At 71.6% G+C, this 25,590-nt stretch carries 25 protein-coding genes; 15 read left to right on the forward strand and 10 right to left on the reverse strand.

Annotation, left to right across the window (positions count from 1 at the left end; translation table 11 throughout):
• Window positions 1-376 precede the first annotated feature (376 nt).
• From ABT112_RS06410 to ABT112_RS06435, 6 genes are all read left to right on the forward strand, one after another.
• Window positions 377-736: a histidine triad nucleotide-binding protein gene (locus ABT112_RS06410; protein WP_351506190.1), complete on the forward strand. Its 360-nt coding sequence runs from the start codon at window positions 377-379 to the stop codon at window positions 734-736.
• Between the two features lie 4 nt (window positions 737-740).
• Entirely contained in the window at window positions 741-1,664 is a 924-nt protein-coding gene (locus tag ABT112_RS06415; RefSeq protein WP_351506192.1) for a ribonuclease Z, read from the forward strand.
• Between the two features lie 76 nt (window positions 1,665-1,740).
• Window positions 1,741-2,859 carry a carbohydrate kinase family protein gene (locus ABT112_RS06420; RefSeq protein ID WP_351506194.1) on the forward strand — a complete coding sequence of 373 codons (1,119 nt, stop codon included), beginning with the start codon at window positions 1,741-1,743 and terminating at the stop codon, window positions 2,857-2,859.
• A gap of 150 nt (window positions 2,860-3,009) precedes the next feature.
• Complete coding sequence (locus tag ABT112_RS06425) at window positions 3,010-4,023, forward strand: PhoH family protein (RefSeq protein WP_351506196.1); 1,014 nt, start codon at window positions 3,010-3,012, stop codon at window positions 4,021-4,023.
• A gap of 29 nt (window positions 4,024-4,052) precedes the next feature.
• Window positions 4,053-4,550, forward strand: coding sequence for an rRNA maturation RNase YbeY (gene ybeY / locus ABT112_RS06430; RefSeq protein WP_351506198.1), 498 nt, complete (start codon window positions 4,053-4,055; stop codon window positions 4,548-4,550).
• Window positions 4,547-5,878 (forward strand): hemolysin family protein, encoded by a 1,332-nt coding sequence (locus ABT112_RS06435; RefSeq protein ID WP_351506200.1) that lies wholly within the window; start codon window positions 4,547-4,549, stop codon window positions 5,876-5,878. Before ybeY ends, ABT112_RS06435 begins: the two co-directional genes overlap by 4 nt.
• 60 nt (window positions 5,879-5,938) lie before the next feature.
• Here the strand turns inward: ABT112_RS06435 and ABT112_RS06440 are convergent, their stop codons facing one another.
• Window positions 5,939-7,396, reverse strand: a complete 1,458-nt coding sequence (locus ABT112_RS06440) for an MFS transporter (protein WP_351506202.1) — start codon at window positions 7,394-7,396, stop codon at window positions 5,939-5,941.
• A gap of 190 nt (window positions 7,397-7,586) precedes the next feature.
• Here ABT112_RS06440 and ABT112_RS06445 point away from each other — a divergent pair, with 190 nt between their 5' ends.
• From ABT112_RS06445 to era, 3 genes are all read left to right on the forward strand, one after another.
• Window positions 7,587-8,402, forward strand: a complete 816-nt coding sequence (locus ABT112_RS06445) for a helix-turn-helix transcriptional regulator (protein ID WP_351506518.1) — start codon at window positions 7,587-7,589, stop codon at window positions 8,400-8,402.
• 225 nt (window positions 8,403-8,627) lie between these two features.
• Complete coding sequence (locus tag ABT112_RS06450; protein WP_351506204.1) at window positions 8,628-8,981, forward strand: cytidine deaminase-like protein; 354 nt, start codon at window positions 8,628-8,630, stop codon at window positions 8,979-8,981.
• 132 nt (window positions 8,982-9,113) lie between these two features.
• The gene (era, locus tag ABT112_RS06455; protein WP_351506207.1) at window positions 9,114-10,076 is read left to right on the forward strand and encodes a GTPase Era; all 963 of its coding nucleotides are present in this window, start codon (window positions 9,114-9,116) and stop codon (window positions 10,074-10,076) included.
• Between the two features lie 133 nt (window positions 10,077-10,209).
• Here era and ABT112_RS06460 read toward each other — a convergent pair whose 3' ends face one another.
• Window positions 10,210-10,476, reverse strand: coding sequence for a protealysin inhibitor emfourin (locus ABT112_RS06460; RefSeq protein WP_351506208.1), 267 nt, complete (start codon window positions 10,474-10,476; stop codon window positions 10,210-10,212).
• 38 nt (window positions 10,477-10,514) lie between these two features.
• Window positions 10,515-11,582 carry a M4 family metallopeptidase gene (locus tag ABT112_RS06465; RefSeq protein WP_351506210.1) on the reverse strand — a complete coding sequence of 356 codons (1,068 nt, stop codon included), beginning with the start codon at window positions 11,580-11,582 and terminating at the stop codon, window positions 10,515-10,517.
• A gap of 351 nt (window positions 11,583-11,933) precedes the next feature.
• Between ABT112_RS06465 and leuA the strand changes: the two genes are divergently transcribed.
• From leuA to ABT112_RS06485, 4 genes are all read left to right on the forward strand, one after another.
• Complete coding sequence (leuA, locus tag ABT112_RS06470) at window positions 11,934-13,700, forward strand: 2-isopropylmalate synthase (protein ID WP_351506212.1); 1,767 nt, start codon at window positions 11,934-11,936, stop codon at window positions 13,698-13,700.
• A gap of 321 nt (window positions 13,701-14,021) precedes the next feature.
• Window positions 14,022-14,714: a tellurite resistance TerB family protein gene (locus ABT112_RS06475; protein ID WP_502975258.1), complete on the forward strand. Its 693-nt coding sequence runs from the start codon at window positions 14,022-14,024 to the stop codon at window positions 14,712-14,714.
• 106 nt (window positions 14,715-14,820) lie between these two features.
• The gene (gene recO, locus ABT112_RS06480; protein ID WP_351506217.1) at window positions 14,821-15,567 is read left to right on the forward strand and encodes a DNA repair protein RecO; all 747 of its coding nucleotides are present in this window, start codon (window positions 14,821-14,823) and stop codon (window positions 15,565-15,567) included.
• Between the two features lie 13 nt (window positions 15,568-15,580).
• Window positions 15,581-16,420, forward strand: a complete 840-nt coding sequence (locus ABT112_RS06485) for an isoprenyl transferase (protein ID WP_351506219.1) — start codon at window positions 15,581-15,583, stop codon at window positions 16,418-16,420.
• Between the two features lie 275 nt (window positions 16,421-16,695).
• On the opposite strand, the gene ABT112_RS06490 is transcribed toward ABT112_RS06485, so the two are convergent.
• The 4 genes from ABT112_RS06490 to ABT112_RS06505 all read right to left on the reverse strand — a co-directional run bounded on the left by ABT112_RS06490 (window position 16,696) and on the right by ABT112_RS06505 (window position 19,965).
• Window positions 16,696-17,130 (reverse strand): Fur family transcriptional regulator, encoded by a 435-nt coding sequence (locus ABT112_RS06490; RefSeq protein ID WP_351506221.1) that lies wholly within the window; start codon window positions 17,128-17,130, stop codon window positions 16,696-16,698.
• Between the two features lie 72 nt (window positions 17,131-17,202).
• Window positions 17,203-18,099, reverse strand: coding sequence for a metal ABC transporter permease (locus ABT112_RS06495; protein ID WP_351506223.1), 897 nt, complete (start codon window positions 18,097-18,099; stop codon window positions 17,203-17,205).
• A gap of 67 nt (window positions 18,100-18,166) precedes the next feature.
• Entirely contained in the window at window positions 18,167-18,967 is an 801-nt protein-coding gene (locus ABT112_RS06500) for a metal ABC transporter ATP-binding protein (protein WP_351506225.1), read from the reverse strand.
• 29 nt (window positions 18,968-18,996) lie between these two features.
• On the reverse strand, window positions 18,997-19,965 hold the full coding sequence (locus ABT112_RS06505) for a metal ABC transporter substrate-binding protein (protein ID WP_351506227.1): 969 nt from the start codon (window positions 19,963-19,965) through the stop codon (window positions 18,997-18,999).
• A gap of 225 nt (window positions 19,966-20,190) precedes the next feature.
• Here ABT112_RS06505 and ABT112_RS06510 point away from each other — a divergent pair, with 225 nt between their 5' ends.
• Complete coding sequence (locus ABT112_RS06510; RefSeq protein WP_351506230.1) at window positions 20,191-21,573, forward strand: glycine--tRNA ligase; 1,383 nt, start codon at window positions 20,191-20,193, stop codon at window positions 21,571-21,573.
• Window positions 21,574-21,691: 118 nt separating this feature from the next.
• Here the strand turns inward: ABT112_RS06510 and ABT112_RS06515 are convergent, their stop codons facing one another.
• Entirely contained in the window at window positions 21,692-22,492 is an 801-nt protein-coding gene (locus ABT112_RS06515; RefSeq protein WP_351506232.1) for a DUF6597 domain-containing transcriptional factor, read from the reverse strand.
• A 64-nt stretch (window positions 22,493-22,556) separates the two neighbouring features.
• On the opposite strand from ABT112_RS06515, the gene ABT112_RS06520 reads away from it, so the two are divergent.
• Window positions 22,557-23,135, forward strand: coding sequence for a TIGR03086 family metal-binding protein (locus tag ABT112_RS06520; RefSeq protein ID WP_351506234.1), 579 nt, complete (start codon window positions 22,557-22,559; stop codon window positions 23,133-23,135).
• A 475-nt stretch (window positions 23,136-23,610) separates the two neighbouring features.
• On the opposite strand, the gene ABT112_RS06525 is transcribed toward ABT112_RS06520, so the two are convergent.
• Both ABT112_RS06525 and ABT112_RS06530 read right to left on the reverse strand, forming a co-directional pair.
• A complete protein-coding gene (locus ABT112_RS06525) occupies window positions 23,611-24,198 on the reverse strand; it encodes a TetR/AcrR family transcriptional regulator (RefSeq protein WP_351506235.1) in 588 nt (195 codons plus the stop codon).
• Between the two features lie 34 nt (window positions 24,199-24,232).
• Complete coding sequence (locus ABT112_RS06530) at window positions 24,233-25,252, reverse strand: aldo/keto reductase (RefSeq protein ID WP_351506237.1); 1,020 nt, start codon at window positions 25,250-25,252, stop codon at window positions 24,233-24,235.
• Between the last annotated feature and the right edge of the window lie 338 nt (window positions 25,253-25,590).

Raw genomic sequence — 25,590 nt, forward strand, 5'->3', positions numbered from 1 at the left:
CACCCCCGGACGGACCGCCTCCCCCAATGCCCCCCTCATTTCGCCGCAGGCCCGGTACGCCCGGTACGCCCACCCCCTTGCGTTCACCCGGCCGCCCTGCGCCCCCCTTGCGTTCACCCAGCCCTGCGGCCCCGCGCCCTTGCGTCCGACCGCTGGGTCGGTGGCCCGCGCTGTCACGGTCGTCCAGCGGCTTTGGGCCCCATCCCTTGCGTGCAGGCCGGGCCGGTGGCCTCGGCGCTGAGGCAGCCCCGCGCGTGATGCTCAACGGGAGTGTGGTGTGTGGTTCGGTGGTCGGTGGGTGGTGGTGATCGTGGGGGTGGTCGGTGGGCCCGTTAGCATGCGGACGTACTGATCGCATTTCAAGGAGGCTCGGCACATGGCGGGAGAACCGCAGACCGACTGCCTGTTCTGCAAGATCGCCGCAGGAGAGGTCCCCGCTGACGTCCTGCGGGAGACCGAGACGACCGTTGCGTTCCGGGACATCAACCCCCAGGCGCCCACGCATGTTCTCGTCATCCCCAAGGCGCACTATCGTGATGCCGCCGCTCTCGCGGCCGCCGAGCCGGCGCTGACCGCCGACATCCTGCGGGAGGCCGGTGAGGTGGCGGCCGAGGAGAAGGTCGTCGGCACCGGCTACCGCATCGTCTTCAACACCGGCTCCGGAGCCGGGCAGACCGTCTTCCACGCGCACGCCCATGTACTCGGCGGCCGTGGCCTGAACTGGCCCCCCGGATAGTCCCTTGTCCGCACGCGAACTCGTCGTCCTCGGCACCGCCAGCCAGGTGCCCACGCGGCACCGCAACCACAACGGCTACCTGCTGCGCTGGGACGGCGAAGGCATCCTGTTCGACCCCGGCGAGGGCACCCAGCGGCAGATGCTGCTCGCCGGGGTCGCCGCGCACGATCTGAACCGGCTCTGCGTCACCCACTTCCACGGCGACCACTCGCTCGGGCTGGCCGGGGTGATCCAGCGGATCAACCTCGACCGGGTGCCGCATCCGGTCACCGCGCACTACCCGGCGAGCGGGAAGCGGTTCTTCGACCGGCTGCGCTGGTCCACGGCCTACCGGGAGACCGTCCCGATCACGGAGGAGCCGGTTTCCGGTGAGGGAGGTGTGCTGGTCGCGGGGCCGGAGTTCACCTTCGAGGCCCGGCGGCTCTCGCACCCCGTGGAGTCCTACGGCTACCGGCTCACCGAGCCGGACGGCCGGCGGATGCTGCCGGACCGGCTGGCCGGGTTCGGCATCCGCGGCGCCGATGTGGGGCGCATCCGGCGGGACGGCGTGTTCACCACCGAGGACGGCGTCACCGTCACGCTCGACCAGGTCAGCGAGGCCCGGCGGGGCCAGAGCTTCGCGTTCGTGATGGACACCCGGCTGTGCGAGGGCGTCCACGCGCTCGCCGAGGGGTGCGACATGCTGGTGATCGAGTCGACCTTCCTCGACGAGGAGACCCGGCTCGCCGAGGAGCACGGCCATCTGACGGCCGGGCAGGCCGGGCGGGCCGCCGCGGAGGCGGGCGTGCGGCATCTGGTGCTCACCCACTTCTCGCAGCGCTACGCCGAGCCCGCCGAGTTCGAACGCCAGGCGCGCGCCGCCGGGTTCGCCGGGGAGCTCACCGTCGCCCGGGACCTCATGCGGGTCGCCCTGCCGGGGCGCCGCTGAGCGGTGCTCGACCCGGTTCGTACGATGGGTCATGGTGGTGCAACCTGCAACGAACGTGGTGAGACCGGGGAACATCATGAGGACGACACCGGACGGGATTCCTGAAGCGCGGGAGACGGGGCCGGGCCACCTGCTCGATCCGCTCGCCGCGCTGCGCACTCCCGATGATCCGGCGGTGGACGTCTATCTGACCGGCGCGGTCTTCCTCGACATCATCTTCACCGGACTCGACAGCGCCCCCGTCCGCGGCACCGAGTCCTGGGCGCGCGGCATGGGGTCCAGCCCCGGCGGGGTCGCCAACATGGCCACCGCGCTCGCCCGGCTCGGGCTGCGCACCTCGCTCGCCGCGGCGTTCGGCGACGACATGTACGGCGACTACTGCTGGGACAGCCTGGAGGCCGGCGAGGGCATCGACCTCGACCAGTCGCACCGGGTGCCCGGCTGGCACTCCCCGGTCACCGTCTCCATGGCGTACGAGGGGGAGCGCACGATGGTCACGCACGGCCACGAGGCGCCGCCCGCCGGGCTCGACCCGGCCTGCCCGCCGCCCGCCCGCGCCTGTGTCGCGGCGCTGGCCCCCGGGCGGCACGCCGAGTGGATCTCGGTCGCCGCCGGGCGGGGCAGCCGGATCTTCGCCGACGTCGGCTGGGACGACACCGGGCAGTGGGACCTCACCGCCCTCCCCGACCTGGAGCTCTGCGAGGCCTTCCTGCCCAACGCGGAGGAGGCGATGCGCTACACCCGCACCGACTGCCCGCGCGCCGCCGCCCGGGCCCTCGCCGAGACCGTGCCGCTCGCCGTCGTCACCATGGGCGCCGACGGGGCGTACGCCGTCGACGGCGGCACCGGGGAGACCGCCGAGGTCCCCGCCATCCGGGTCGAGGCGCTCGACCCCACCGGCGCCGGGGACGTCTTCGTCGCCGGCTTCGTCACCGGGACCCTGGCCGGCTGGCCACTCGGCGACCGGCTCGCCTTCGCCGGGCTGACCGCCGCCCTCTCGGTGCAGGAGTTCGGCGGCTCGCTGTCCGCGCCCGGCTGGGTGGAGGTCGCCTCCTGGTGGCAGCACGTGAAGTCGTTCGACGACCAGGCCGCGGCACTGCGCCGGTACCGCTTCCTCGACGAGCTGCTGCCCGCCGGGGCCCGGCCCTGGCCGCTGCGCCGGGCGGTGCCCACCATCGGTTTCCGGCCGCGCTGAGGCCGGACGCGGAGCGCGTACGGGCGTACGCGAAAAGCGCTCGGGCGTTGTCGGTGCTCCGTCGTAGGCTGGTATCCCAAGGTGCCGTGCGGCATGGCGCGCGGCATGTCGAGCATGGAAGGCGGGGTGAGCAGGCCAGAGAGCCGGCTCATGACTCAGACACCAGCCAAGACTCCCGCGCAGGGGCAGGCGCGCGCCCACTTCACCGTCCCGGCCAAGCACCCCATGGTCACGGTCCTGGGATCCGGCGACTCCCTGCTGCGAGTGATCGAGAGGGCTTTCCCGTCCACCGACATCCATGTGCGCGGCAATCAGATCAGCGCCGTCGGCGACGCCGGGGAAGTGGCTCTGATCCAGCGCCTGTTCGACGAGATGATGCTGGTGCTCCGCACCGGCCAGCCGATGACGGAGGACGCAGTGGAACGCTCGATCGCCATGCTGCGCGAGGAGGACGGAGCAGCGGGCGCGACCGAGTCCCCCGCCGAGGTGCTCACCCAGAACATCCTGTCCAACCGCGGCCGCACGATCCGCCCGAAGACGCTCAACCAGAAGCGCTACGTCGACGCGATCGACAAGCACACGGTGGTCTTCGGCATCGGCCCGGCGGGTACCGGCAAGACCTACCTGGCCATGGCCAAGGCGGTCCAGGCCCTGCAGTCCAAGCAGGTCAACCGGATCATCCTGACCCGGCCCGCGGTCGAGGCGGGGGAGCGGCTCGGCTTCCTGCCGGGCACCCTCTACGAGAAGATCGACCCGTATCTGCGCCCGCTCTACGACGCATTGCACGACATGCTGGACCCGGACTCGATCCCGCGCCTGATGGCGGCCGGCACCATCGAGGTCGCCCCGCTGGCGTACATGCGCGGCCGGACGCTCAACGACGCGTTCATCATTCTCGACGAGGCGCAGAACACCAATCCCGAGCAGATGAAGATGTTCCTCACCCGGCTCGGCTTCGACTCCAAGATCGTGATCACGGGTGACGTCACCCAGATCGACCTGCCGGGCGGCACCAAGAGCGGTCTGCGCCAGGTCAGGGAGATCCTGGACGGAGTGGACGACGTGCACTTCTCGATGCTGAACAGCAGTGACGTCGTCCGGCACAAGCTGGTCGGCCGTATCGTCGACGCGTACGAGTCGTACGACAGCCGCAACGGGCTGTGACAATCCAACGAAAGTAACGCGAAAACCCCATGTCGATCGACGTCAACAACGAGTCCGGCACAGACATCGACGAGCAGGCGGTCCTGGACGTCGCCCGCTACGCCCTCACCCGGATGCGGATCCACCCGCTCTCCGAACTCTCGGTGATCGTCGTCGACGCCGACGCCATGGAGCAGCTCCACATCCAGTGGATGGACCTCCCCGGCCCGACCGATGTCATGTCCTTCCCGATGGACGAGCTGCGCCCGCCGGCCAAGGACGACGAGGAGCCCCCGCAGGGGCTCCTCGGTGACATCGTGCTCTGCCCGGAGGTGGCGCAGAAGCAGGGCGAGGAGGCGGAGACGGCCCACTCCATGGACGAGGAGCTCCAGCTCCTCACCGTGCACGGCGTCCTCCACCTGCTCGGCTACGACCACGAGGAGGCGGACGAGCGGGCCGAGATGTTCGGTCTGCAGAAGGCGATCATCGACGGCTGGCGTGCCGAGCGCGGCCTCGAAGGGCCCTCCCCGGCCCCCACCACGCGATGACCGGTTCGTTCGTCGCGGCCGCCGTCCTGCTCGTCGTCGTGGCCTGGCTCGCGGCCTGTGCCGAGGCGGGCCTGGCCCGGACGACGCGGTTCCGCGCGGAGGAGGCCGTCCGCTCCGGGCGGCGCGGCAGCGCCAAGCTGATGGCCGTCGCCGCCGACCCCACCCGCTACCTCAATGTGGCGCTGCTGGTCCGCGTCACCTGCGAGATGGCCGCCGGGGTCATGGTCACCTACGTGTGTGTGAGCGAGTTCCGGGAGACCTGGGAGGCGCTGGCCGTCGCGCTGGGCGTGATGGTGCTGGTCTCCTACGTCGCCGTCGGGGTCTCCCCGCGCACCATCGGCCGCCAGCACCCGCTGAACACCGCCACCGCCGCCGCGTACGTGCTGCTGCCGCTGGCCCGGGTCATGGGGCCGGTCCCGCTGCTCCTGATCCTCCTCGGCAACGCCCTCACCCCCGGCAAGGGCTTCCGGAAGGGCCCCTTCGCCTCGGAGGCGGAGCTGCGCGCCATGGTGGACCTCGCCGAACAGGAGTCCCTCATCGAGGACGAGGAGCGCCGGATGGTGCACTCGGTCTTCGAGCTGGGCGACACCCTGGTCCGCGAGGTGATGGTGCCGCGCACCGACCTGGTCGTCATAGAGCGGGCGAAGACCGTCCGCCAGGCACTCACCCTCGCGCTGCGCTCCGGCTTCTCCCGCATCCCGGTGACCGGGGAGAACGAGGACGACGTCGTCGGCATCGTGTACGTGAAGGACCTCGCCCGGAAGACGCACATCAACCGGGACGCCGAGACCGACCTGGTCTCCACCGCGATGCGCCCGGCCGCCTTCGTGCCCGACACCAAGAACGCGGGCGACCTGCTGCGCGAGATGCAGCACGACCGCAACCACGTCGCCGTCGTCATCGACGAGTACGGCGGCACCGCCGGCATCGTCACCATCGAGGACATCCTCGAGGAGATCGTCGGCGAGATCACCGACGAGTACGACCGGGAGCTGCCGCCCGTCGAGGAGCTGGGCGAGGAGCGGCACCGGGTCACGGCCCGGCTCGACATCGGCGACCTCGGCGAGCTGTACGGGCTCCAACTGGACGACGAGGACGTGGAGACCGTCGGCGGGCTGCTCGCCAAGTCGCTGGGCCGGGTCCCGATCGCCGGGGCGACGGCCGAGGTCGACCTCTCCGAGGACACCGCCGACCCGACGCTCAAGGCCCTGCGGCTGACCGCGGAGTCCCCGGCCGGCCGCCGGAACCGGATCGTCACGGTCCTGGTCGAGCCGGTGCGCTCCGGGGAGGGCCCGCCGGCCGACGAGGACGCGGACACCGACGACTGACCGCAAGGCCCCGGGAGGCCCGCCGATCACGGCGGGCCTCCCGGCGTCCGCAGGGGGCCCTCAGCCGCGGGCCGCACCCCCGCGACGGCGCAGCCCGACGCCGATCAGCACCGCCACGGCCGCCACGACGACGGCGTCCACGCCCAGCCCCAGCCGGATGCCGTCCAGCGTGGCCGCGACGGCGTCCGTACCGGTCTCCCGCAGGGCGTCGCCCCGGCTGGTCGCCAACGCGCTGAGCAGCGGAATGCCGACCGTGATCCCCACCTGCTGGGAACTGGTCACCAGACCGGTGGCCAGCCCCTGTTCGCCGTCCGGGAGACCGGACGTGGCGATGCTGCCGTAGGCGACGATCGCCCACAGGTGCCCGGCGCAGGCCAGAGTGACCCCTGCCGTGGCGGCCCAGGCGCCCCAGGCGGCTGTCCCGAGCAGGAACAGCGGCGCGGTGAAGAGGGCCTGCGTCGACAGCCCCAGGAGCAGCGTCGACCGGGCGCCGATCCGGGCGACCAGCCGCGGCGCGATCATCCCGGAGAACACCGCGACCACGCCCTGCACCCCGAAGACCAGCCCCGTCCAGAAGGCGGAGAGCCCCAGCACCTCCTGGAGATAGAGGGTCAGCAGGAAGATGACGGCGCTCATCATCGCGAAGGTGGTCAGGCCCCCGGCGTTGCCCCAGGCCACCGTCGGACGGCGGAGCATCCGCAGCGACACCAGCGGCTCGGCCGCCCGGGACTCCACGACCACGAACGCGCCCAGCAGGACCACCCCGGCGACCAGGGTCAGCAGCACGTCCGCACCGCCGAAGCCGCGCTGGGCCGCCGTCGACAGGGCGTAGATCAGGGCCAGCAGACCGCCGGTGACGGTGACCGCGCCCGGAACGTCGACCCGGGGCCGCTGCGGATGACGGCTCTCGGCGAGCAGCCCGGGCGCGGCGAGCAGCACGCCGGCGCCCGCCACCGCCAGCAGGCCCATCGTGGACCGCCAGCCGGCCGTGTCGGTCAGCACACCGCCCAGCACCATGCCCACGGTGAAGCCCAGCGACAGCAGGGTGCCGCTGACGCCCAGCGCGCGGTCCCGCTGCGGCCCCTCGGGGAAGGTGGTGGTCAGCAGGGACATACCGGTGGGCACCACGACCGCGGCGCCCAGCCCCTGGAGCGCCCGCCCGGTGAGGAAGGACGCCGGGTCCCAGGCCAGCGCGGCCAGCACGGACGCCGCGGTGAACAGGCCCAGGCCGGTGAGGAACAGCCTGCGCCGCCCGTACAGGTCGGCGATCCGGCCGAACAGCAGCAGGAAACCGCCCGACGGCAGCGCGAACGCGGTGACCGCCCACTGGAGGTCGGACTGGCCGAATCCGAGATCCTCGCCCAGCACGGGCAGTGCCACGTTCAGGATGGAGAAGTCGAGCGCGACCATGAACTGGGCCGCGCACAGGATGAGCAGCACGAGCCGGGCCCGTGGAGCGAGCCGTTCCGCCCGGGGCGGGGTCTGAGCTGCCGGTGGAGAAGTGGTGTCGATCGCCATGCGACCAGCCTCCGCGGCGCCAAGTCCCCCCGGGGAGCGGGAGTTTATGCTGGTGGTCGCACCACCAGGCGGGCAGCTGCCGGACGGTGCCGGGGGCGAGCAGGAGGGGGAGCCGGTGACGGGGACCGGGGCGGCACGGCAGGCGGCGGGCGCGAAGTCCCGTCGGCGGCAGGAACTACGGGACTTCCTGATGAGCCGCCGGGCCCGGATCAGCCCGGCGGAGGCGGGGCTGCCGGACGGCGGCGCCCGGCGGCGCACGCCCGGACTGCGCCGTGAGGAAGTCGCCGTCCTCGCGGGGGTCGGCGCCTCCTGGTACCAGTGGCTGGAGCAGGGCCGCGACATCACGGTCTCCCCGCAGGTCCTCGACGCGGTCGCCCGGGTGCTCAGGCTCGGCAGCGCCGAACGGCGCCATCTCTACATCCTCGCCGGGCTGAACCCGCCGCTCCCCGAGGCCGAGGAGCCCGGCTCCCCGGCGTGCGACGGGCTGCGCCGGCTGATCGACGGCTGGATGCCGTTCCCCGCGCACATCCTGGACCCGTACTGGAACACGGTGATGCACAACGACGCCGCCGCGCTGGTCTTCGGCTTCGCCCCCGGCGGCAACTGCCTGGTGGACTTCTTCACCGACCCGGCCTACCGGTCGCGCAGCCGCACCTGGCAGGAGGCCGCGTCCGCGGTCGTCGCCCAGTTCCGTGCCTCGGTCGCCGAGCGGCCGGACGACGAGGGCTTCCAGCAGATCATCGACGAACTCTCCGCGGTGAGCGAGGAGTTCACCGAGCTGTGGGCCCGCGGTGATGTCCGGGCCGGCGGCCAGCTCGTCAAGGAGCACGAACACCCGCTGGCCGGCAGCCTGTTCTTCGAGAGCACCCAGCTGCGCCTGCCCGCCCGTCCCGACCTGACGGTGGTGCTGCACAACCCGCTGCACGGCACCGACACCGCCGCGAAGCTGGCCTGGTTGACCTCCCCCGAGGGCCGCCGCGAGTCGATCTCCACGGTCGCGGGCTGACGGCCGCCGACGCGGCGGGGCCGGCGACCGCCCCGTCCGGGGCCGTCGCGACGATGGCGGCGGCCGTCCGTGCGTCCAGTTGCCGGTCACCGGGAGGCGCTCGCCCCCGGCTTTACGTCGGCGGCGGCCCGTCCGGCCCTCCCGCCGGCGGTCCTTCCCCCGCCCGGCCCTCCCGCCGGCGGCCCTCCCGCGCCCGGTGCCGGGGCGCGGCATATGCTCGTCCGCATGAGCAGCGAAGCGCCTCTCGACCCGGACGACCGCAAGATCATCATCCTCGCCCGTTCCGCCCGGGCGCGGAACTCCGTCCCGGAGGGGGCGGCCGTACGGGACGAGACCGGCCGTACCTATGTCGCCGCCACCGTCGACCTCGACTCCCTCAAGCTCAGCGCGCTGCAGACCGCCGTGGCGATGGCGGTGGCCGGCGGCGCCCAGTCCCTGGAGGCCGCGGCCCTGGTCACCGGCGCCGAGGAGGTCTCGGACAGCGACCGGGCCGCGGTGCGCGACCTCGGCGGCCCGGACACCCCCGTCCTCCTCGCGGGCCCCGACGGCACGCTCCGCGCCTCCGTCACCGTCGGGTGATCCGCGCCTCCGTCACCGTCGGGTGACCGGGGCGCCCGCGCCCCACGGCGCCGGCGCACGGGCCGAGGGGCGCGCCCTCTCCGGGTCCCGGTCCCCCCGGGCTGGTCGAGCCGGGCCGGACGATCGGGGAGAATGGGCGCCATGAGTGACCGATCCCCCTCGTCCCAGTCCGCGCCGGAGGCGACCCACCGCGCGGGCTTCGCGTGCTTCGTCGGCCGCCCCAACGCGGGCAAGTCGACCCTGACCAACGCACTGGTCGGGACGAAGGTGGCGATCACCTCCAACCGGCCGCAGACCACCCGGCACACCGTCCGCGGCATCGTGCACCGCCCCGACGCCCAGCTCGTCCTGGTCGACACCCCGGGGCTGCACAAGCCGCGCACCCTGCTCGGCGAGCGGCTCAACGACGTGGTGCGCACCACCTGGGCCGAGGTCGACGTCATCGGCTTCTGTCTGCCCGCGGACCAGAAGCTCGGCCCCGGCGACCGCTTCATCGCCACCGAGCTGGCCGGGATCAAGAAGACCCCCAAGGTCGCCGTCGTCACCAAGACCGACCTGGTCGACTCGAAGCAACTCGCGGAGCAGCTCATCGCGATCGACCGGCTCGGCAAGGAGCTCGGCATCGAGTGGGCCGAGATCATCCCGGTCTCCGCCGTGGGCGACCGGCAGGTCGGCCTGCTCGCCGACCTGCTCGTCCCGATGCTCCCCGAGAGTCCGGCGCTCTACCCCGAGGGCGACCTCACCGACGAGCCCGAGCAGGTCATGGTCGGCGAGCTGATCCGGGAAGCCGCCCTGGAGGGCGTGCGGGACGAGCTGCCGCACTCGATCGCGGTCGTCGTCGAGGAGATGCTGCCCCGGGAGGGGCGCCCCGAGAACAAGCCGCTGCTCGACATCCACGCCAACGTCTACATCGAGCGCCCCAGCCAGAAGGGCATCATCATCGGCCCCAAGGGCGCCCGGCTGAAGGAGGTCGGGATGAAGTCGCGCAAGCACATCGAGGCGCTCCTCGGCACCCCGGTCTTCCTCGACCTGCACGTCAAGGTGGCCAAGGACTGGCAGCGGGACCCCAAGCAGCTGCGCAAGCTGGGCTTCTAGGGCGTGTTTCGAAAGTAGCGTCGTCCGCCCGAAGGGCGGGGCCGGACACCTCCGGCCAGGCGGGACTTTCGAAACACGCCCCAGGGTCCCGCGCCGCCCGTGCCCGCCCCGCGGAGGCGGGCACGACCTCCGGCTACGCGCCTTCCTTCAGCACCCGGGTGACCAGCTCCCGCTGGGCGTCGCTCAGCCGCGGCTCGGCGCAGTGGAACGTACGGCCGTCGACCGTGATCCGGTAGCTGAAGCCGTCGGGCACCCCGGCCGGGGGCGCGTCCCGGCCGGCGGCCGCCGCCTCCTGGGCCAGCGCCTGCCACTCGGGGGCATCGGCCCGCCCCGAGGTGTCCACCTCGGCGCTGCGCTCGATGCCCGCGAATCCTCCGCTGCGTGTCACGTGAATGCGCATGGCTGGACCAGTACCCATTCCGGGGGCCGTTCCCGCCGTCAGCCCGCCGTGCGCTGCCGTCCGGTCGGCACCCCCACCTCGGACCAGGCCTTCAGCACCGCCTCGCCTTCCGGCCCCTCGCCGTAGCGGGCCTGCGCGGCGGCGACCGTGAGCCGCGCGAAGTCCGCGAACTCGGCGTCCGAGGCCAGCTCGCCCCCGGTCAGCACGTCGTACCAGATCTGCCCGGCCCGCTCCCAGGCGTGGCCGCCGAGCTCCGTGGCCGTGAGGTGGAAGGCCCGGTTGGGGATGCCGGAGTTGATGTGCACCCCGCCGTTGTCGCTGCCGGTGCGGACATAGTCGTCCATCGACGCGGGCTGCGGGTCCTTGCCCAGGACGTCGTCGTCGTACGCGGTGCCGGGGGCCTTCATGGAGCGCAGCGCCTCCCCGGTGACCCGGGGGGCGAGCAGGCCCGCACCGATCAGCCAGTCGGCCTCCTCGGCGGTCTGGCCCAGTGCGTACTGCTTGATCAGTGAGCCGAAGACGTCGGACATCGACTCGTTGAGGGCGCCCGACTGGCCGAAGTACTCCAGATTGGCCGTGTACTGGGTGACGCCGTGGGTCAGCTCGTGACCGATCACGTCCACCGGGATGGTGAAGTCGAGGAAGATCTCGCCGTCACCGTCGCCGAAGACCATCCGGTGGCCGTCCCAGAAGGCGTTGCCGTAGTCCTCGCCGTAGTGGACCGTCGCGTCCAGCGGCAGCCCCGAGCCGTCGATGGAGCTGCGGCCGTAGACCTTGAGGTAGAGCTCGAACGTCGCGCCGAGCCCGGCGTAGGCGCGGTTGACGGTCGCGTCCTTGACCGGTTCGTCGCCCTCGCCGCGCACCTCGGTGCCCGGCAGCTGCTCCCGGTGCCGGGCGTCGCAGATGGTGCGGAGGGGCTTGTCGGCGGGGCCCCGGGAGGCCGTCGCGGCGGCGGCTCCGATGACCGTGGTCAGCCGGCGCCGGGTGCGCTGCGAGGCGTCGTGCTCCAGGGTGCGCCGGGCGGGCGAGGCCAGCGCCGGGTCGCCGGCCCGGGCGAGCTTGTCGAGGACGTGGGGCGGCACGATCGTGCAGAAGACTGGGGTCATGCTGCGCAATGTGGCATGGAGTGATGAAAGTGTCACTGGTTGCGACCATGATTACCGAAATGGAGTGACGTCCCGGTCCCCGCCGTCACCCGCCCTGCTGCCGCACCACTCCGCTGTCGCGCCACGTCACCGTCACACCACGTCGCTGTCACGCCCTGTCCGTCTTGCATGCTGGAACGGGCTCGGCGGCGGGCGGGGGACTCCGCTACGCTGCGGATCATCATGCGTTTTGGGCTGCTTCTTCTTAGCCGCCGCGGCGAGGGTCTGTAGTCGAGGCCGACCCCCTCCCCGCGGAGTCCGGTGTTGCCCACCGTCGGCCGTCGAGAACCCTTCGACAGGAGCCCAGCGCACATGAATCCCGCATCGTCCGTCGGTCGCCCCACGCCCATCACCGCGGCGTCCGTCACCCAGCGGCCCTCCGGAATGCCGATCCACCGCTACGGCCGGTACGAGGCCGTGGACATCCCCGACCGCACCTGGCCGGAGAACCGCATCACGCAGGCCCCGCGCTGGCTCTCCACCGACCTGCGGGACGGCAACCAGGCGCTGATCGATCCGATGTCCCCGGCCCGCAAGCGGGCCATGTTCGACCTGCTGGTCTCCATGGGCTACAAGGAGATCGAGGTCGGCTTCCCCTCCTCCGGGCAGACCGACTTCGACTTCGTCCGCTCGATCATCGAAGAGGGCGCCGTCCCCGAGGACGTGACGATCTCCGTCCTCACCCAGGCGCGCGAGGAACTGATCGAGCGCACCGTGGAGTCGCTGAAGGGCGCGCACCGGGCGACCGTGCACCTGTACAACGCGACCGCGCCGGTCTTCCGCCGGGTGGTCTTCCGCGGTTCCCGTGAGCAGGTCAAGGCCATCGCGACCGACGGCACCCGGCTGGTCATGGAGTACGCCGAGAAGCTGCTGGGCGACGAGACAGCCTTCGGGTACCAGTACAGCCCCGAGATCTTCACCGACACCGAGCTGGACTTCGCGCTGGAGGTCTGCGAAGGCGTCATGGACGTCTGGCAGCCGGAGCCCGGCCGCGAGATCATCCTCAACCTGCCCGCCACCGTGGAGCGTTCGACCCCGAGCACGCACGCCGACCGCTTCGAGTGGATGTCGCGGAACCTCTCCCGCCGTGAGCACGTATGTCTGTCGGTGCACCCGCACAACGACCGCGGCACCGCCGTCGCCGCCGCCGAACTGGCCGTCATGGCGGGCGCCGACCGCATCGAGGGCTGCCTGTTCGGCCAGGGCGAGCGCACCGGCAACGTCGACCTGGTGACGCTGGGCATGAACCTGTTCAGCCAGGGCGTCGACCCGCAGATCGACTTCTCGCAGATCGACGAGATCCGTCGCACCGCCGAGTACTGCAACCAGATGACCATCCACCCGCGCCACCCCTACGCGGGCGACCTGGTCTACACCGCCTTCTCCGGCTCCCACCAGGACGCCATCAAGAAGGGCTTCGAGGCCATGGAGACCGAGGCCGCCGCTCAGCGCAAGCCGGTGGGGGACGTCGAGTGGGCCGTGCCGTACCTGCCCATCGACCCCAAGGACGTCGGCCGCTCCTACGAGGCCGTGATCCGGGTCAACTCGCAGTCCGGCAAGGGCGGAATCGCCTACGTCCTGAAGAACGACCACCACCTCGACCTGCCGCGCCGGATGCAGATCGAGTTCTCGAAGATCATCCAGACGAAGACCGACACCGAGGGCGGCGAGGTCACCCCGGCGCAGATCTGGTCCACCTTCCAGGACGAGTACCTGCCCACCCCGGAGAACGCCTGGGGCCGGATCGCGCTGCGCTCCGCCCAGACCTCGACCACCACGGACGGCGGGGACGCGCTCACCGTGGAGGCCGTGGTCGACGGGGTGGACACGGTCCTGACCGGAACCGGCAACGGCCCGATCTCCGCGTTCTTCGACGCGCTGGCCGCGATCGGCATCGACGCTCGGCTGCTGGACTACCAGGAGCACACGATGAGCGAGGGCGCGAGCGCCCGCGCCGCCTCGTACATCGAGTGCGCCATCGACGGGAAGGTGCTGTGGGGCATCGGGACCGACCCCAACACCACCCGCGCCTCGCTGAAGGCCGTCATCTCCGCGGTGAACCGGGCCGCGCGCGGCTGATTCCGCGCCGTTTTCCGCCTCTGTGCCCCCGTTCCGGCGCCGGAACGGGGGCACGGCCGTGTCCGGGGCGGGCCCGCGGTGTGATCTGCGCCGCCCGGGCGGCCGGCCCCGCTCGGCGCCCCACCGGCCCGCCGCAGGTCGGGCGGGTCCGGATGCCCGCACCCGGGCGCCGGGGGGAGCCGCCGCGGCGCGCGGCCGGACGGCCGGCTCCGTACAGGGTGCTGACGTCGCATCACGGATGTGGTTAACATCACCTCCACACGGCGCCGTTGCCGAAGAGTCACCGAGTGACGGCAGTCCGTGTCGGTACATTCGGGGCTGATGTGGCGGAGGTGCGCAATGCAGCGCGTGTGGGGAATGCGCACGACGTGGCGCACCGTCGGTGACGGTGAGTTCTTCTGCCCGGACTGCGGCGGCGACCGCAACTACCGCCGGCGCACCGGCCGCCGCCGGCTCGCCGTGTTCGGTCTGCCGCTCCTCCCGCGCGGCGCCACCGGCCCCGTCGTGGAGTGCTGCTCCTGCCACGGACGGTTCGGCGCCGACGTCCTCGACCACCCGACCACCACCCGCTTCTCCGCCATGCTCCGGGATGCCGTGCACACCGTCGCGCTCGCCGTCCTCGCGGCGGGCGGCGCCGAGGACCGCGGTGTCCGGGAGGTCGCGGTCGGCGCGGTGCGCGGCGCCGGATTCGAGGACTGCACCGGAGAGCAGCTGCTCGCGCTGGTCGAAGCCCTGGCGGCCGACACCGGACGGCTTCCCGGCTGCTTCGACGGCGGTCTCGAAGGCGGCACCGCGCTGGCGATCGAGCTCCACGAGGCCCTCGAACCGCTGTCCCCGCACCTCGCCCCGGTGGGCCGGGAGGGGATCCTGCTGCAGGGTGCCCGGATCGCGCTCGCCGACGGCCCGTACAGCCCCGCGGAGCGCGAGGCGCTCGCCGCCGTCGGCCGGGCCCTTCTCCTCGGCCACGCGGAGACCGAGGGGCTGCTCGCCGCGGCGGCCCGCACCCCCTCCTGACCCGGCCCGCCGCGCCCCGCCGCACCGCCCGCCGTATGTGCCCGCACCGCCCGCGACCCGCGCCCCGGCCGCCGGTGCCGGTCCCTCCGTACGGGACAATGGCGGCATGAGTCTGTTCCGCGACGACGGCATCGTGCTGCGCACCCAGAAGCTGGGTGAGGCGGACCGGATCATCACGCTGCTCACGCGCGGCCACGGCCGGGTGCGGGCGGTCGCCCGCGGAGTGCGCCGCACCAAGTCGAAGTTCGGGGCCCGGCTGGAGCCGTTCTCCCACGTCGACGTGCAGTTCTTCGCGCGCGGCAGCGAGCTCGTGGGGCGTGGCCTGCCGCTCTGCACCCAGAGCGAGACCATTGCCCCGTACGGTGGCGGCATCGTCACCGACTACGCCCGCTACACCGCCGGCACCGCCATGCTGGAGACCGCGGAACGGTTCACCGACCACGAGGGCGAGCCCGCCGTGCAGCAGTACCTGCTGCTCGTCGGGGGTTTGCGGACCCTGGCGTCGGGGGCGCACGAGCCGCATCTCGTCCTGGACGCGTTCCTGCTCCGCTCCCTCGCCGTCAACGGCTACGCCCCGAGCTTCGAGGCGTGTGCGCGCTGCGGGATGCCCGGCCCCAACCGGTTCTTCTCGGTCGCCGCCGGTGGAGTGGTGTGCGTCGACTGCCGGGTTCCCGGCAGCGTCGTACCCTCGACGGAAGCTCTGACGCTGCTCGGCGCGCTGCTGACCGGCGACTGGGAGACCGCTGACCGGAGCGAGGCCCGGCACGCCCGGGAAGGCAGTGGACTCGTGGCGGCGTATCTGCACTGGCATTTGGAGCGCGGACTGCGCTCGCTCAGGTATGTAGAGAAATAGGAGACGGAACGCAATGGCACGACGCGGGCTTCTGGGCCGCCGCCGCGACTACCTGACCCCCGAGCCGCACCCGTCCGGTGCGCGCCCGCCGAAGATCCCGGCCGAGCTGGTGCCGAGCCATGTGGCGGTCGTGATGGACGGCAACGGCCGCTGGGCGAAGGAGCGCGGTCTGCCGCGCACCGAGGGGCACAAGGTCGGCGAGGGGGTCGTCATGGACGTCCTCAAGGGCTGTCTGGAGATGGGTGTCAAGAACCTCTCCCTGTACGCCTTCTCCACCGAGAACTGGAAGCGCTCGCCGGACGAGGTGCGCTTCCTGATGAACTTCAACCGCGATGTGATCCGGCGCCGCCGCGACGAGATGGACGCCCTGGGCATCCGGATCCGCTGGACCGGCCGGATGCCGAAGCTGTGGAAGTCCGTCGTCCAGGAGCTCCAGGTGGCACAGGAGCAGACCAAGGACAACGACGCGATGACGCTCTACTTCTGCGTCAACTACGGCGGCCGTGCGGAGATCGCCGATGCGGCGGCGGCCATCGCCGCGGACGTGAAGGCGGGGAAGCTCGACCCCTCGAAGGTGAACGAGAAGACCTTCGCCAAGTACATGTACTACCCGGACATGCCGGACGTGGACCTGTTCGTGCGTCCCTCGGGCGAGCAGCGCACCTCCAACTACCTGATATGGCAGAGCGCTTACGCCGAGATGGTCTTCCAGGACGTGCTGTGGCCGGACTTCGACCGCCGTGACCTGTGGCGCGCCTGCCTGGAGTACGCCTCCCGGGACCGCCGGTTCGGCGGCGCGCTGCCGAATGCGGGGGAGGAAACCGACGGGACGTCCGCCCCGGCCGGTTCCTGAACCCCCGCCCGGTTCGTACCCCGGCCGGAAGGCCGCCGCTCCGCCCCCGCGCCTCGTTCGGTGCGGGGGCGGACGCCGTGGGGGAGCAGGAAGCGCTGGAGGGCCTGGTGGGACCGTGCCACGGGGTTCCCCGGCCCAGGGAGCGGGTGTGCGTGTGCGGAGGGCGCACAGAGCCGTCTCGGGCGCCGGAGCGCGCTCCGGACGGGCCCCGGGGCGGTTCTCGCGCCGGACGCGCCCTCGGAGCGTTCTGCCGCCCTCGCAGCTCTCCTGCGGGCTCAGGACCGCGCTGCCGCGCACTCCCCGCAGGTGCCGAAGATCTCGATGGTGTGGGCGACGTCCACGAAGCCGTGGTCGGCGGCGATCTGCTCCGCCCACTTCTCCACCGCCGGGCCCTCCACCTCGACCGCCTTGCCGCAGTGGCTGCACACCAGATGGTGGTGGTGGTCGTCGGTGCTGCAACGCCGGTAGACGGCCTCGCCCTCACTGGTCCGCAGGACGTCCACCTCGCCGGCGTCGGCGAGCGACTGGAGGGTGCGGTAGACGGTGGTCAGGCCGACCGAGTCGCCACGGTGCTTGAGCATGTCGTGCAGCTCCTGGGCGCTGCGGAACTCGTCCACCTCGTCGAGTGCCGCCGCCACCGCGGCGCGCTGTCGGGTCGACCGGCCGCGCACCGGGGCGGTGTTCGCCGAACTGCTCCCCGCGGTAGCCACCGTTGCCTCCTGAAGATCACCCGCTCCGCACGTACGGGTCGCCATTGTGCCAGCCCGGGCGTGCGGAAACGGCTACACCTTGACGTCGTCCCCCGTGGCGGCGACGCCCGGTGGTACTTCAAGGGTGCACTCTTCCCCGGCCGCCGCGGCCCGTCGGGCCCGTTTTTTCGCCATCGGCGCGGCGAGCGCGGTGATCACTCCGAAGACGGCGATGGCGAGGATGACGATGCTCGCCCCGGGCGGCACGTTGACGTAGAACGAGCCGACCGTGCCGGACAGGCTCACCACCACGCCGATCCCGATCGCGAAGGCCAGCGTCATGGCGAAGCTGCGGGTGGCCTGCTGGGCTGCGGCCACCGGGACCACCATCAGCGCGCTGACCAGCAGCAGGCCGACGACCCGCATCGCCACGGTGACGGTGACGGCCGCGGTGACGGCCAGCAGCAGGTTCAGCAGCCGGACCGGCAGGCCGGTGACCCGGGCGAACTCCTCGTCCTGGCAGACGGCGAACAGCTGGCGCCGCAGCCCCAGCGTGATCAGCACCACGAAGGCGGCCAGCACGGAGATCGCCACCACGTCGGACCGGGACACCGTGGTGATCGAGCCGAAGAGATACGAGGTGAGGCTGGCGTTGGACCCGTTCGGCGAAAGATTGATCAGCAGCACACCGCCGGCCATGCCGCCGTAGAACAGCATCGCCAGCGCCAGATCGCCGCGCGCCTTGCCGTACCAGCGGATCAGCTCCATCAGCACGGCGCCGAGCGAGGAGACCAGCACGGCCGTCCACACCGGGTTGGTGCCGGTGAGGAAGCCCAGGGCGACACCGGTCAGGGCCACGTGCCCGATGCCGTCGCCCATGATCGCCTGGCGGCGCTGCACGAGGTAGATCCCGACGGCGGGGGCGGTGATGCCCACCAGCACGGCGGCCAGCAGCGCCCGCTGCATGAAGTCGTAGGTGAGGAGGTCCATGGCTCTCAGTACCCCCGGGACGGCCGCGCGAGGCGGCGGCCGGTGCGGTGGGTCGTGGTGGTGGTCATCAGGTCAGCAGCCCCGTCCGGATCGGCTCCGCGGTGGTGTCCGCGTGCGGATGCACATGGTCGTGGCCCGGCAGCGCGTGCTGGCCGACGGCCTGCGGCGGCGGCCCGTCGTGGACCACGCAGCCGTCGCGCAGCACCACGGCGCGGTCGATCAGCGGCTCCAGCGGACCGAGTTCGTGCAGGACGAGCAGGACGGTGGCACCGCCGGAGACCGCCTCGCGCAGGGTCGCGGCGAGGACCTCCTGGCTGGCGTGGTCCACACCGGCCATCGGCTCGTCCATGATCAGCAGTTCGGGTTCGGCCGCCAGGGCCCGCGCGATCAGCACTCGCTGGTGCTGGCCGCCGGAGAGCGCGTTCACGGAGTCCTTGGCCCGGTCGGCCATGCCCACCAGCTCCAGGGCCCGGTCCACCGCGGCCCAGTCGGCGCGGCGCAGCACGCCCAGCCCGGCCCGGGACAGTCGGCCCGCCGAGACGACTTCACGGACGGTCGCGGGCACGCCGCTCGCGGCGGTGGTGCGCTGCGGCACATAGCCGATGCGCGCCCAGTCGCGGAACCGGCGCCCCTCGGTGCCGAACAGCTCCAGTTCACCGCCGGTGAGCGGAACCTGTCCCACCACGGCCCGTACGGCCGTCGACTTCCCGGAGCCGTTGGCGCCGAGCAGCGCGACGACCTCGCCGCGCCGCACGGTCAGGTCGACCTTGCGCAGCACGGGCCGCGCGCCGAGCGAGGCGGATGCCCCGCGCAGCGATACGACCGGCCGGTCCTCGTCGTCGCTACGGCCTTCGGCGCGGCGTGCCATGGGTGCCTCCGTCATGTGGTCCCGAGCCGTCATGGGGTCCCGAGTGCCTTCTGCAGGTTCCGCAGGTTCGCCTGCATGACCTCGAGGTAATTGTCGCCCTGGGACTGTGCGGTGATCCCCTCGAGCGGGTCGAGGACATCGGTCTTCAGCCGGGTGTCCCGGGCCAGGCTCTTCGCGGTCTTCTTCGAGGCGATCGCCTCGAAGAAGACCGTGTTGACCTTGTCCTTCGCGACGATCCCGTGCAGGTCCCGGATCCGTGCCGGGCTGGGCTCGGACTCCGGGCTGAGGCCCGCTATGGCCTCCTGGTCCAGGCCGTAGCGCTCGGCCAGGTAGCCGAAGGCGGCGTGGGTGGTGATGAAGGTGTCGGTGGAACGCTTCTTCAGGCCGTCCCGGAACGCCTTGTCGAGCCCGTCGAGCTTGCCCACCAGCTGCTCGGTGTTCTTCCGGTACTCAGCGGCGTGGTCCGGGTCGGCCTTCTCCAGGGCCTTGCCCACGCCCTCGGCGACCTGCGCGTACTTCACCGGGTCGAGCCATATGTGCGGGTCGGCCGCGTCTCCCTCGGCGCCGTGCTGCTCCTCGCCGTGGCCGTGCTCGTGACCGTGGCCGACGGAGGTGCCGTGGTGCTCCAGCCGCGTCAGGCCGGCGGCGTCGACGGTGTTCTTCACCTCGGCCTGGCCGACGGCCTCGTCGACCGCGGGCTGCAGGCCCTTGAGGTAGAGGATCATGCCGGCCTCGCCCAGCCGGGCGGTCTGCTGCGGGGTGAGCTCGAGGTCGTGCGGCTCGGTGCCGGGCTTCGTCAGGGCGGAGACGGAGACGTGCTTGCCGCCTATCTCCTTCGCCAGGTATTCCATGGGGTAGAAGGACGCCACCACGTCCAGCTTGCCGTTCTTCGTGCCGGTCGAGCCGTCGGCGGGGGAGCAGGCGGAGAGGGCGACCAGGCCGAGCGCGGTGGCGCCGGCGACGGCTGCGGCGGGTATGAGACGGCGTCCTACGTTCATGACACTCATTTTCAACAAAGGTGGAAACGATTGTCAACAAAGCGCATCGGGCGGAGCAAGGCCGAACCGATTTGATCCAGGGGGTACAGCCGCCGGTAATCTGAGGTATTCGCTGGGCCGCAGGGGCCGGCCTCCCGCACCCTCCGGGCGGGACGGTCCCCATCCGCGCGCGGGTGTTCCGGCGGATCCCACCATGACCTTCGTCGTCGTAATGAAGAGAGCACCGTGGCCGCCGACAAGATCGACACCATCGTCAGCCTGAGCAAGCGCCGTGGCTTCGTCTACCCGTGCAGCGAGATCTACGGTGGCCAGCGCGCCGCCTGGGACTACGGACCGCTGGGCGTCGAGCTCAAGGAGAACATCAAGCGCCAGTGGTGGCGCTCCATGGTCACCTCGCGCGACGACGTGGTCGGTATCGACTCGTCGGTGATCCTGGCCCCGGAGGTCTGGGAGGCCTCCGGTCACGTCGCCACGTTCACCGACCCCCTCACCGAGTGCACCTCCTGCCACAAGCGGTTCCGCGCGGACCACCTGGAGGAGGCGTACGAGGCCAAGCACGGCCACCTGCCGGCCAACGGCCTCACGGACGTGAACTGCCCGCACTGCGGTAACAAGGGCGCCTTCACCGAGCCCAAGCAGTTCTCCGGCCTGCTCGCCACGCACCTCGGCCCGACCCAGGACTCCGGCTCGGTCGCCTACCTGCGTCCCGAGACCGCGCAGGGCATCTTCACCAACTTCGCCCAGGTCCAGCAGACCTCGCGCAAGAAGCCGCCGTTCGGCATCGCGCAGATGGGCAAGTCCTTCCGGAACGAGATCACTCCGGGCAACTTCATCTTCCGCACCCGCGAGTTCGAGCAGATGGAGATGGAGTTCTTCGTCAAGCCGGGCGAGGACGAGCAGTGGCACGAGTACTGGATGGAGCAGCGCTGGAACTGGTACCGGGACCTCGGTATCCGTGAGGAGAACATCCGCTGGTACGACCACCCGGCGGAGAAGCTCTCGCACTACTCCAAGCGCACCGCGGACATCGAGTACCGCTTCAACTTCGGTGGCACCGAGTTCTCCGAGCTGGAGGGCGTGGCCAACCGCACCGACTACGACCTGGGCGCGCACTCCAAGGCGTCCGGCCAGGACCTGTCGTACTTCGACCAGGAGGCCGGCGAGCGCTGGACTCCGTACGTCATCGAGCCGGCGGCCGGTGTGAACCGGGCGATGCTCGCCTTCATGCTCGACGCCTACAACGAGGACGAGGCGCCGAACGCCAAGGGCGTCATGGAGAAGCGCACCGTGATGCGGCTCGACCCGCGCCTGGCCCCGGTCAAGGTGGCCGTGCTGCCGCTGTCCCGCAACCCGCAGCTGTCGCCGAAGGCCAAGGGCCTCGCCACCGACCTGCGGAAGAACTGGAACATCGAGTTCGATGACGCGGGCGCCATCGGCCGCCGCTACCGTCGCCAGGACGAGATCGGCACGCCGTTCTGCGTCACCGTCGACTTCGACACCCTGGACGACAACGCGGTGACCGTGCGTGAGCGCGACACCATGAAGCAGGAGCGCGTCTCGCTGGACCAGATCCAGGCCTACCTGGGCGGTCGCCTGCTCGGCTGCTGAACGACGCAGCTCTCGGCCCACGGCTGATTGTCCCGGCGCCCCGGACCTCGCAGGTCCGGGGCGCCGGTGCGTTACTGGGTGCGTTGCCCTTGCGTTGCTGGTGCGTTCGAGCCGTGGTTCAGCTCGCGTAGGCCGTCGGCGGTACACCGACCTTGGCGGTGAAGTCGCGCACCAGATGTGCCTGGTCGCTGTAGCCGAGTTCGGCCGCCAGGCCCGCCCAGTCCACGTCCGCCTCCAGGGTGGCGCGCTCCATGGCCTCGTGGATCCGGTAGCGCAGGATGACCCACTTGGGGCTGACCCCGACGTAGCCGGCGAAAAGGCGCTGGAGCGTCCGCACGGACAGCCCCTCGGCGCGGGCGAAGTCGGCGACCCGCAGGATCGTCCGGTCGGTACGGATGCGGTGGGCGAGCGCCATGGCGAGATCGGCCTGCGGGTCCGCCACCGGGCCGTGCGCCAGGAGGAAGGCGTCGAGGGCGGCGACCCGGGTGTCCTCCTCGGCCGGGCCGAGAACCGCCTCCGCGCTCCCGGCGGCGTCGGGGAAGACCTCGGTGAGCGGGAGCCGCCGCCCCGTCCACCGCGACACCGGCGGGCCGGGAGCGAACGGCCGGAAGCCCCCGGGCCGGAACTGCACCCCGCACACCCGGCCGATGCCTTCGAGCTTGTGCGTCGCGAGCTCCTGGCCGATGCCCGACAGCTCACCGAAGCCCTCATGGTCGCCGTACCGCTGGAAGACGACGTTGACCGACGGGTGCGGCACCACATGGGAGGCGTACGGCTCGGGCAGATCCCAGTCGATCAGCCAGTAGTGCTCCAGGTACGGACGCAGCGGACCGGCGGGTTCGCGGCGGCGGAAGCGCACCCGCCGGAGGAGCTCCGGGGCGTCCACGATGCCCCGGGTGTCACGCCGTGGTCGTGCCATGACGGCGATCGTACGTCGCGTTTTTTCAAGCCGCCTCCGCTGGACCTCCTCTAGCGTCGGAGCCATGACGACCGGAATCAGTGAACTGCTCGCAGCGGCGTCCCGGGAAGCGGCACCCGTGGTGCGCGGCCTGCGTGACGATCAGCTCGGAGCGCCCACCCCCTGCGCGGAGTACACCGTGGGCGATCTCTTCAACCACCTCCTTCATGTGGTGATCGGCTTCCAGGCGGTCGCCGCCCGGAAGGAGGCGGACTTCACCACCACCCCCGACTATCTGGAGGGGGACTGGCGCGGACGCTTCGGCGACGAGACCGCACGGCTCGTCGAGGCCTGGGCCGCACCGGGCGCCGACGAGGGCGCCGCCGGATCCATGAACCTTCCCGCGCGGACGCTCGGCAGCATGGTGCTGCTCGACCTGACGGTGCACGCCTGGGACCTGGCCCGCGCCACCGGGCAGTCCTTCACCCCCGACCCCGCGAGCATCGGCGCCCTCGCCGCCCTGGTGGACGAAATGGCTCCGACGGCCCGGCAGATGAAGGTCTTCGGTGACCCCTTGCCGGTGCCCGACGGGGCCTCGGCCTTCGACGCGCTGCTGGCCGCGACGGGACGTGACACGGGCTGGCGCGCCCCAGCCTCGGCCTGAGCCGACGACCGGGGGCGAAGCCCTGTCGGACACCGCAGCATCCGAAGGCGTCGGACACTGGAGCGCCCGAAGGCGACGGACACCGCAGCGTCCGAAGGCGTCGGGCACCGCAGCGCCCGAAGGCCTCGGGCACCGCAGCATCCGAAGGCGACGGAAACTGGAGCATCGAAGGCGACGAACCCGCAGCCCCCGCTCCCGCTACTCGTGTGCTGTGCGGCCGGTCTGTCGACTGCGCCACGTTGGTGATCCGCTGGTATGCCGAGTGACCTCTCGCGCTCGACGTCGACGGCCGGGCCGCCCCAACAGGCCCTGGGCAAAGCCCCCATCAAGGCGCTCCGACGCTCGTCCGAGGCCTATCCGTCGCGGCCTGCGGTGCCCCCGCAGCCGCCGCATGATCCGGGGCTGCCCGAGAACCAGCACGCACGGCCTTGGTGCGGAGAAGGTTCGACGTGTGGGAACCGTGCAGCACCTGGGCTCAGCTGCGCAGGCCCCGCAGGACCAGGTCCCGTACGCCCGCGAACGCGGTTGTGATCTCCGGTGCGGACCACTCCATGGCATACGCCGGGTCGTGGAAGCGGCCCGTGGCGTCGAACACCGCGCGCGCCGTGACATCGAAGCCGGCCTCCGGGGCGGCGAACACCCCCTGATCGCAGCCGTCCTTGAGGATCTTCGCCAGCTGCCCCACCAGGTCGTCGATGTGCTGGTCGACGACTCCGCTGCTCTCGCCGATCAACACCATGTAGGTGGCGAAGAGTTCCGGATCGTCGCCTGCCTTGTGGCGCTTGGCGTCGAACAGTGCGGACAGCCAGAGCTCGAGCCGGCTTGCGGCCGGTCCGGGCCCGGAGGCGATCGTGTCCAGTTCGGCCGAGGTCCGGTCGAGCCAGCGCGCCGTGACCGCTTCGCGGAGGGCGGCTTTGCTGGGGAAATGCCGGTAGACGCTGCCGTGACTGACGCCCAGTGCCCGCGCCACATCGACCACCGTGGCCTTGGCCGGGCCGTACCGCCGGAGCACCTCCTCGGTGACTTCGAGGATGCGGGCGGGGGTCAGAGTCTCGGGCGGCATCGGGTCCTTGGGGCCTCTCGTTCGGGTACGGGGGCTATATCTTCTCGCTGTCCAGGTGGGCCATCTGGGATGCGGGATAGCGTGCTCCCGCTGCCGCACCTGCCGGGACGGCCGTCTCGATCGCCATGAGGTCCTCCGCGTTCAGGGGGACCTCCAGTGCGCCGAGCGCCTCGCCGAGCCGGTCGCGCCGTCGGGCGCCGATAAGCGGAACGACGTCCTCTCCGCGGGCCAGGACCCAGGCGATGGCGATCTGGGCGACGGTAGCACTCTTCGCATCGGCGACCTTGCGGAGAGCTTCCACCAGATCGAGGTTGTGGTCCAGGTTGTCCCCGGTGAAACGGGGGCTCATGCCGCGGAAGTCACGGGAGTCGAGCCGGCGGTCGCGACTCCAGTGCCCGCTGATCAGGCCGCGGGAGAGCACGCCGTACGCGGTGATGCCGATGCCCAGCTCCCGGCAGGTGGGCAGGATGTCCTCCTCGATGCCCCGGGAGAGCAGGGAGTACTCGATCTGGAGGTCCGAGACCGGGGCCACGGCTGACGCCCGGCGCAGAGTGTCGGAGCCGACCTCGGACAGACCGATGTGCCGCACCTGCCCGGCCTCGACTGCCTCGGCGATCGCCCCGACCGTTTCTTCGATCGGTACGGCGGGGTCCACCCGGGCGATCCGGTAGATGTCGACATGGTCGGTGCCGAGCCGCTGGAGAGAGTAGGCCAGGAAGTTCTTCACCGCGGCCGGCCGGCCGTCGTATCCGGACCAGCCGCCCCGGGCATCCCGCAGGGCTCCGAACTTCACGCTGAGGACGGCCCGGTCGCGGCCCTGGCTGCTGCTCCGCAGTGCGTCGCGGATCAGCAGCTCGTTGTGACCCATGCCGTAGAAGTCGCCGGTGTCGAGCAGCGCCAGGCCCGCGTCGAGAGCGGCATGGATGGTGGCGATCGACTCCTTCTCGTCCGTCTCGCCGTAGAGCGCGGACATCCCCATGCAGCCCAGGCCGAGCGCCGGGACCCGGGGGCCGGTGGAGCCGAGAGTGCGGAGGGGGACTTGCTGCGACGTCATGGGAACTCCGTGGAGGTCGGCGGCCCGCGGGCCGGACGGTGCTGGGTCATGCCCTTCTGCTCATCGACCATGGCATGCGCGATGACAGATTTCAATAGTTGTCACTCCTTCGTGGGGATCGGCGGCGGAGCGGGCGCCGACGGCGGCCGAGTCAGGCACGGTGAATGTCGGAACGCAGGGCGGTGCGATGCGCCGGTAACGGACAGGGGGACGCGATGCGCAGGGAAAACGAGATGCGGCGATGCGTGCGAAACGGGGCGCGGGGCGGCGCGAGGTGCCTCCGGTGGCCTGCATCGACCGCACCCCACTCCGCCCGCCGGATCCGTCCCGTTCCCCCG

The sequence above is a fragment of the Streptomyces sp. NPDC002055 genome (genome assembly GCF_040296705.1).
Lineage (GTDB): Bacteria > Actinomycetota > Actinomycetes > Streptomycetales > Streptomycetaceae > Streptomyces.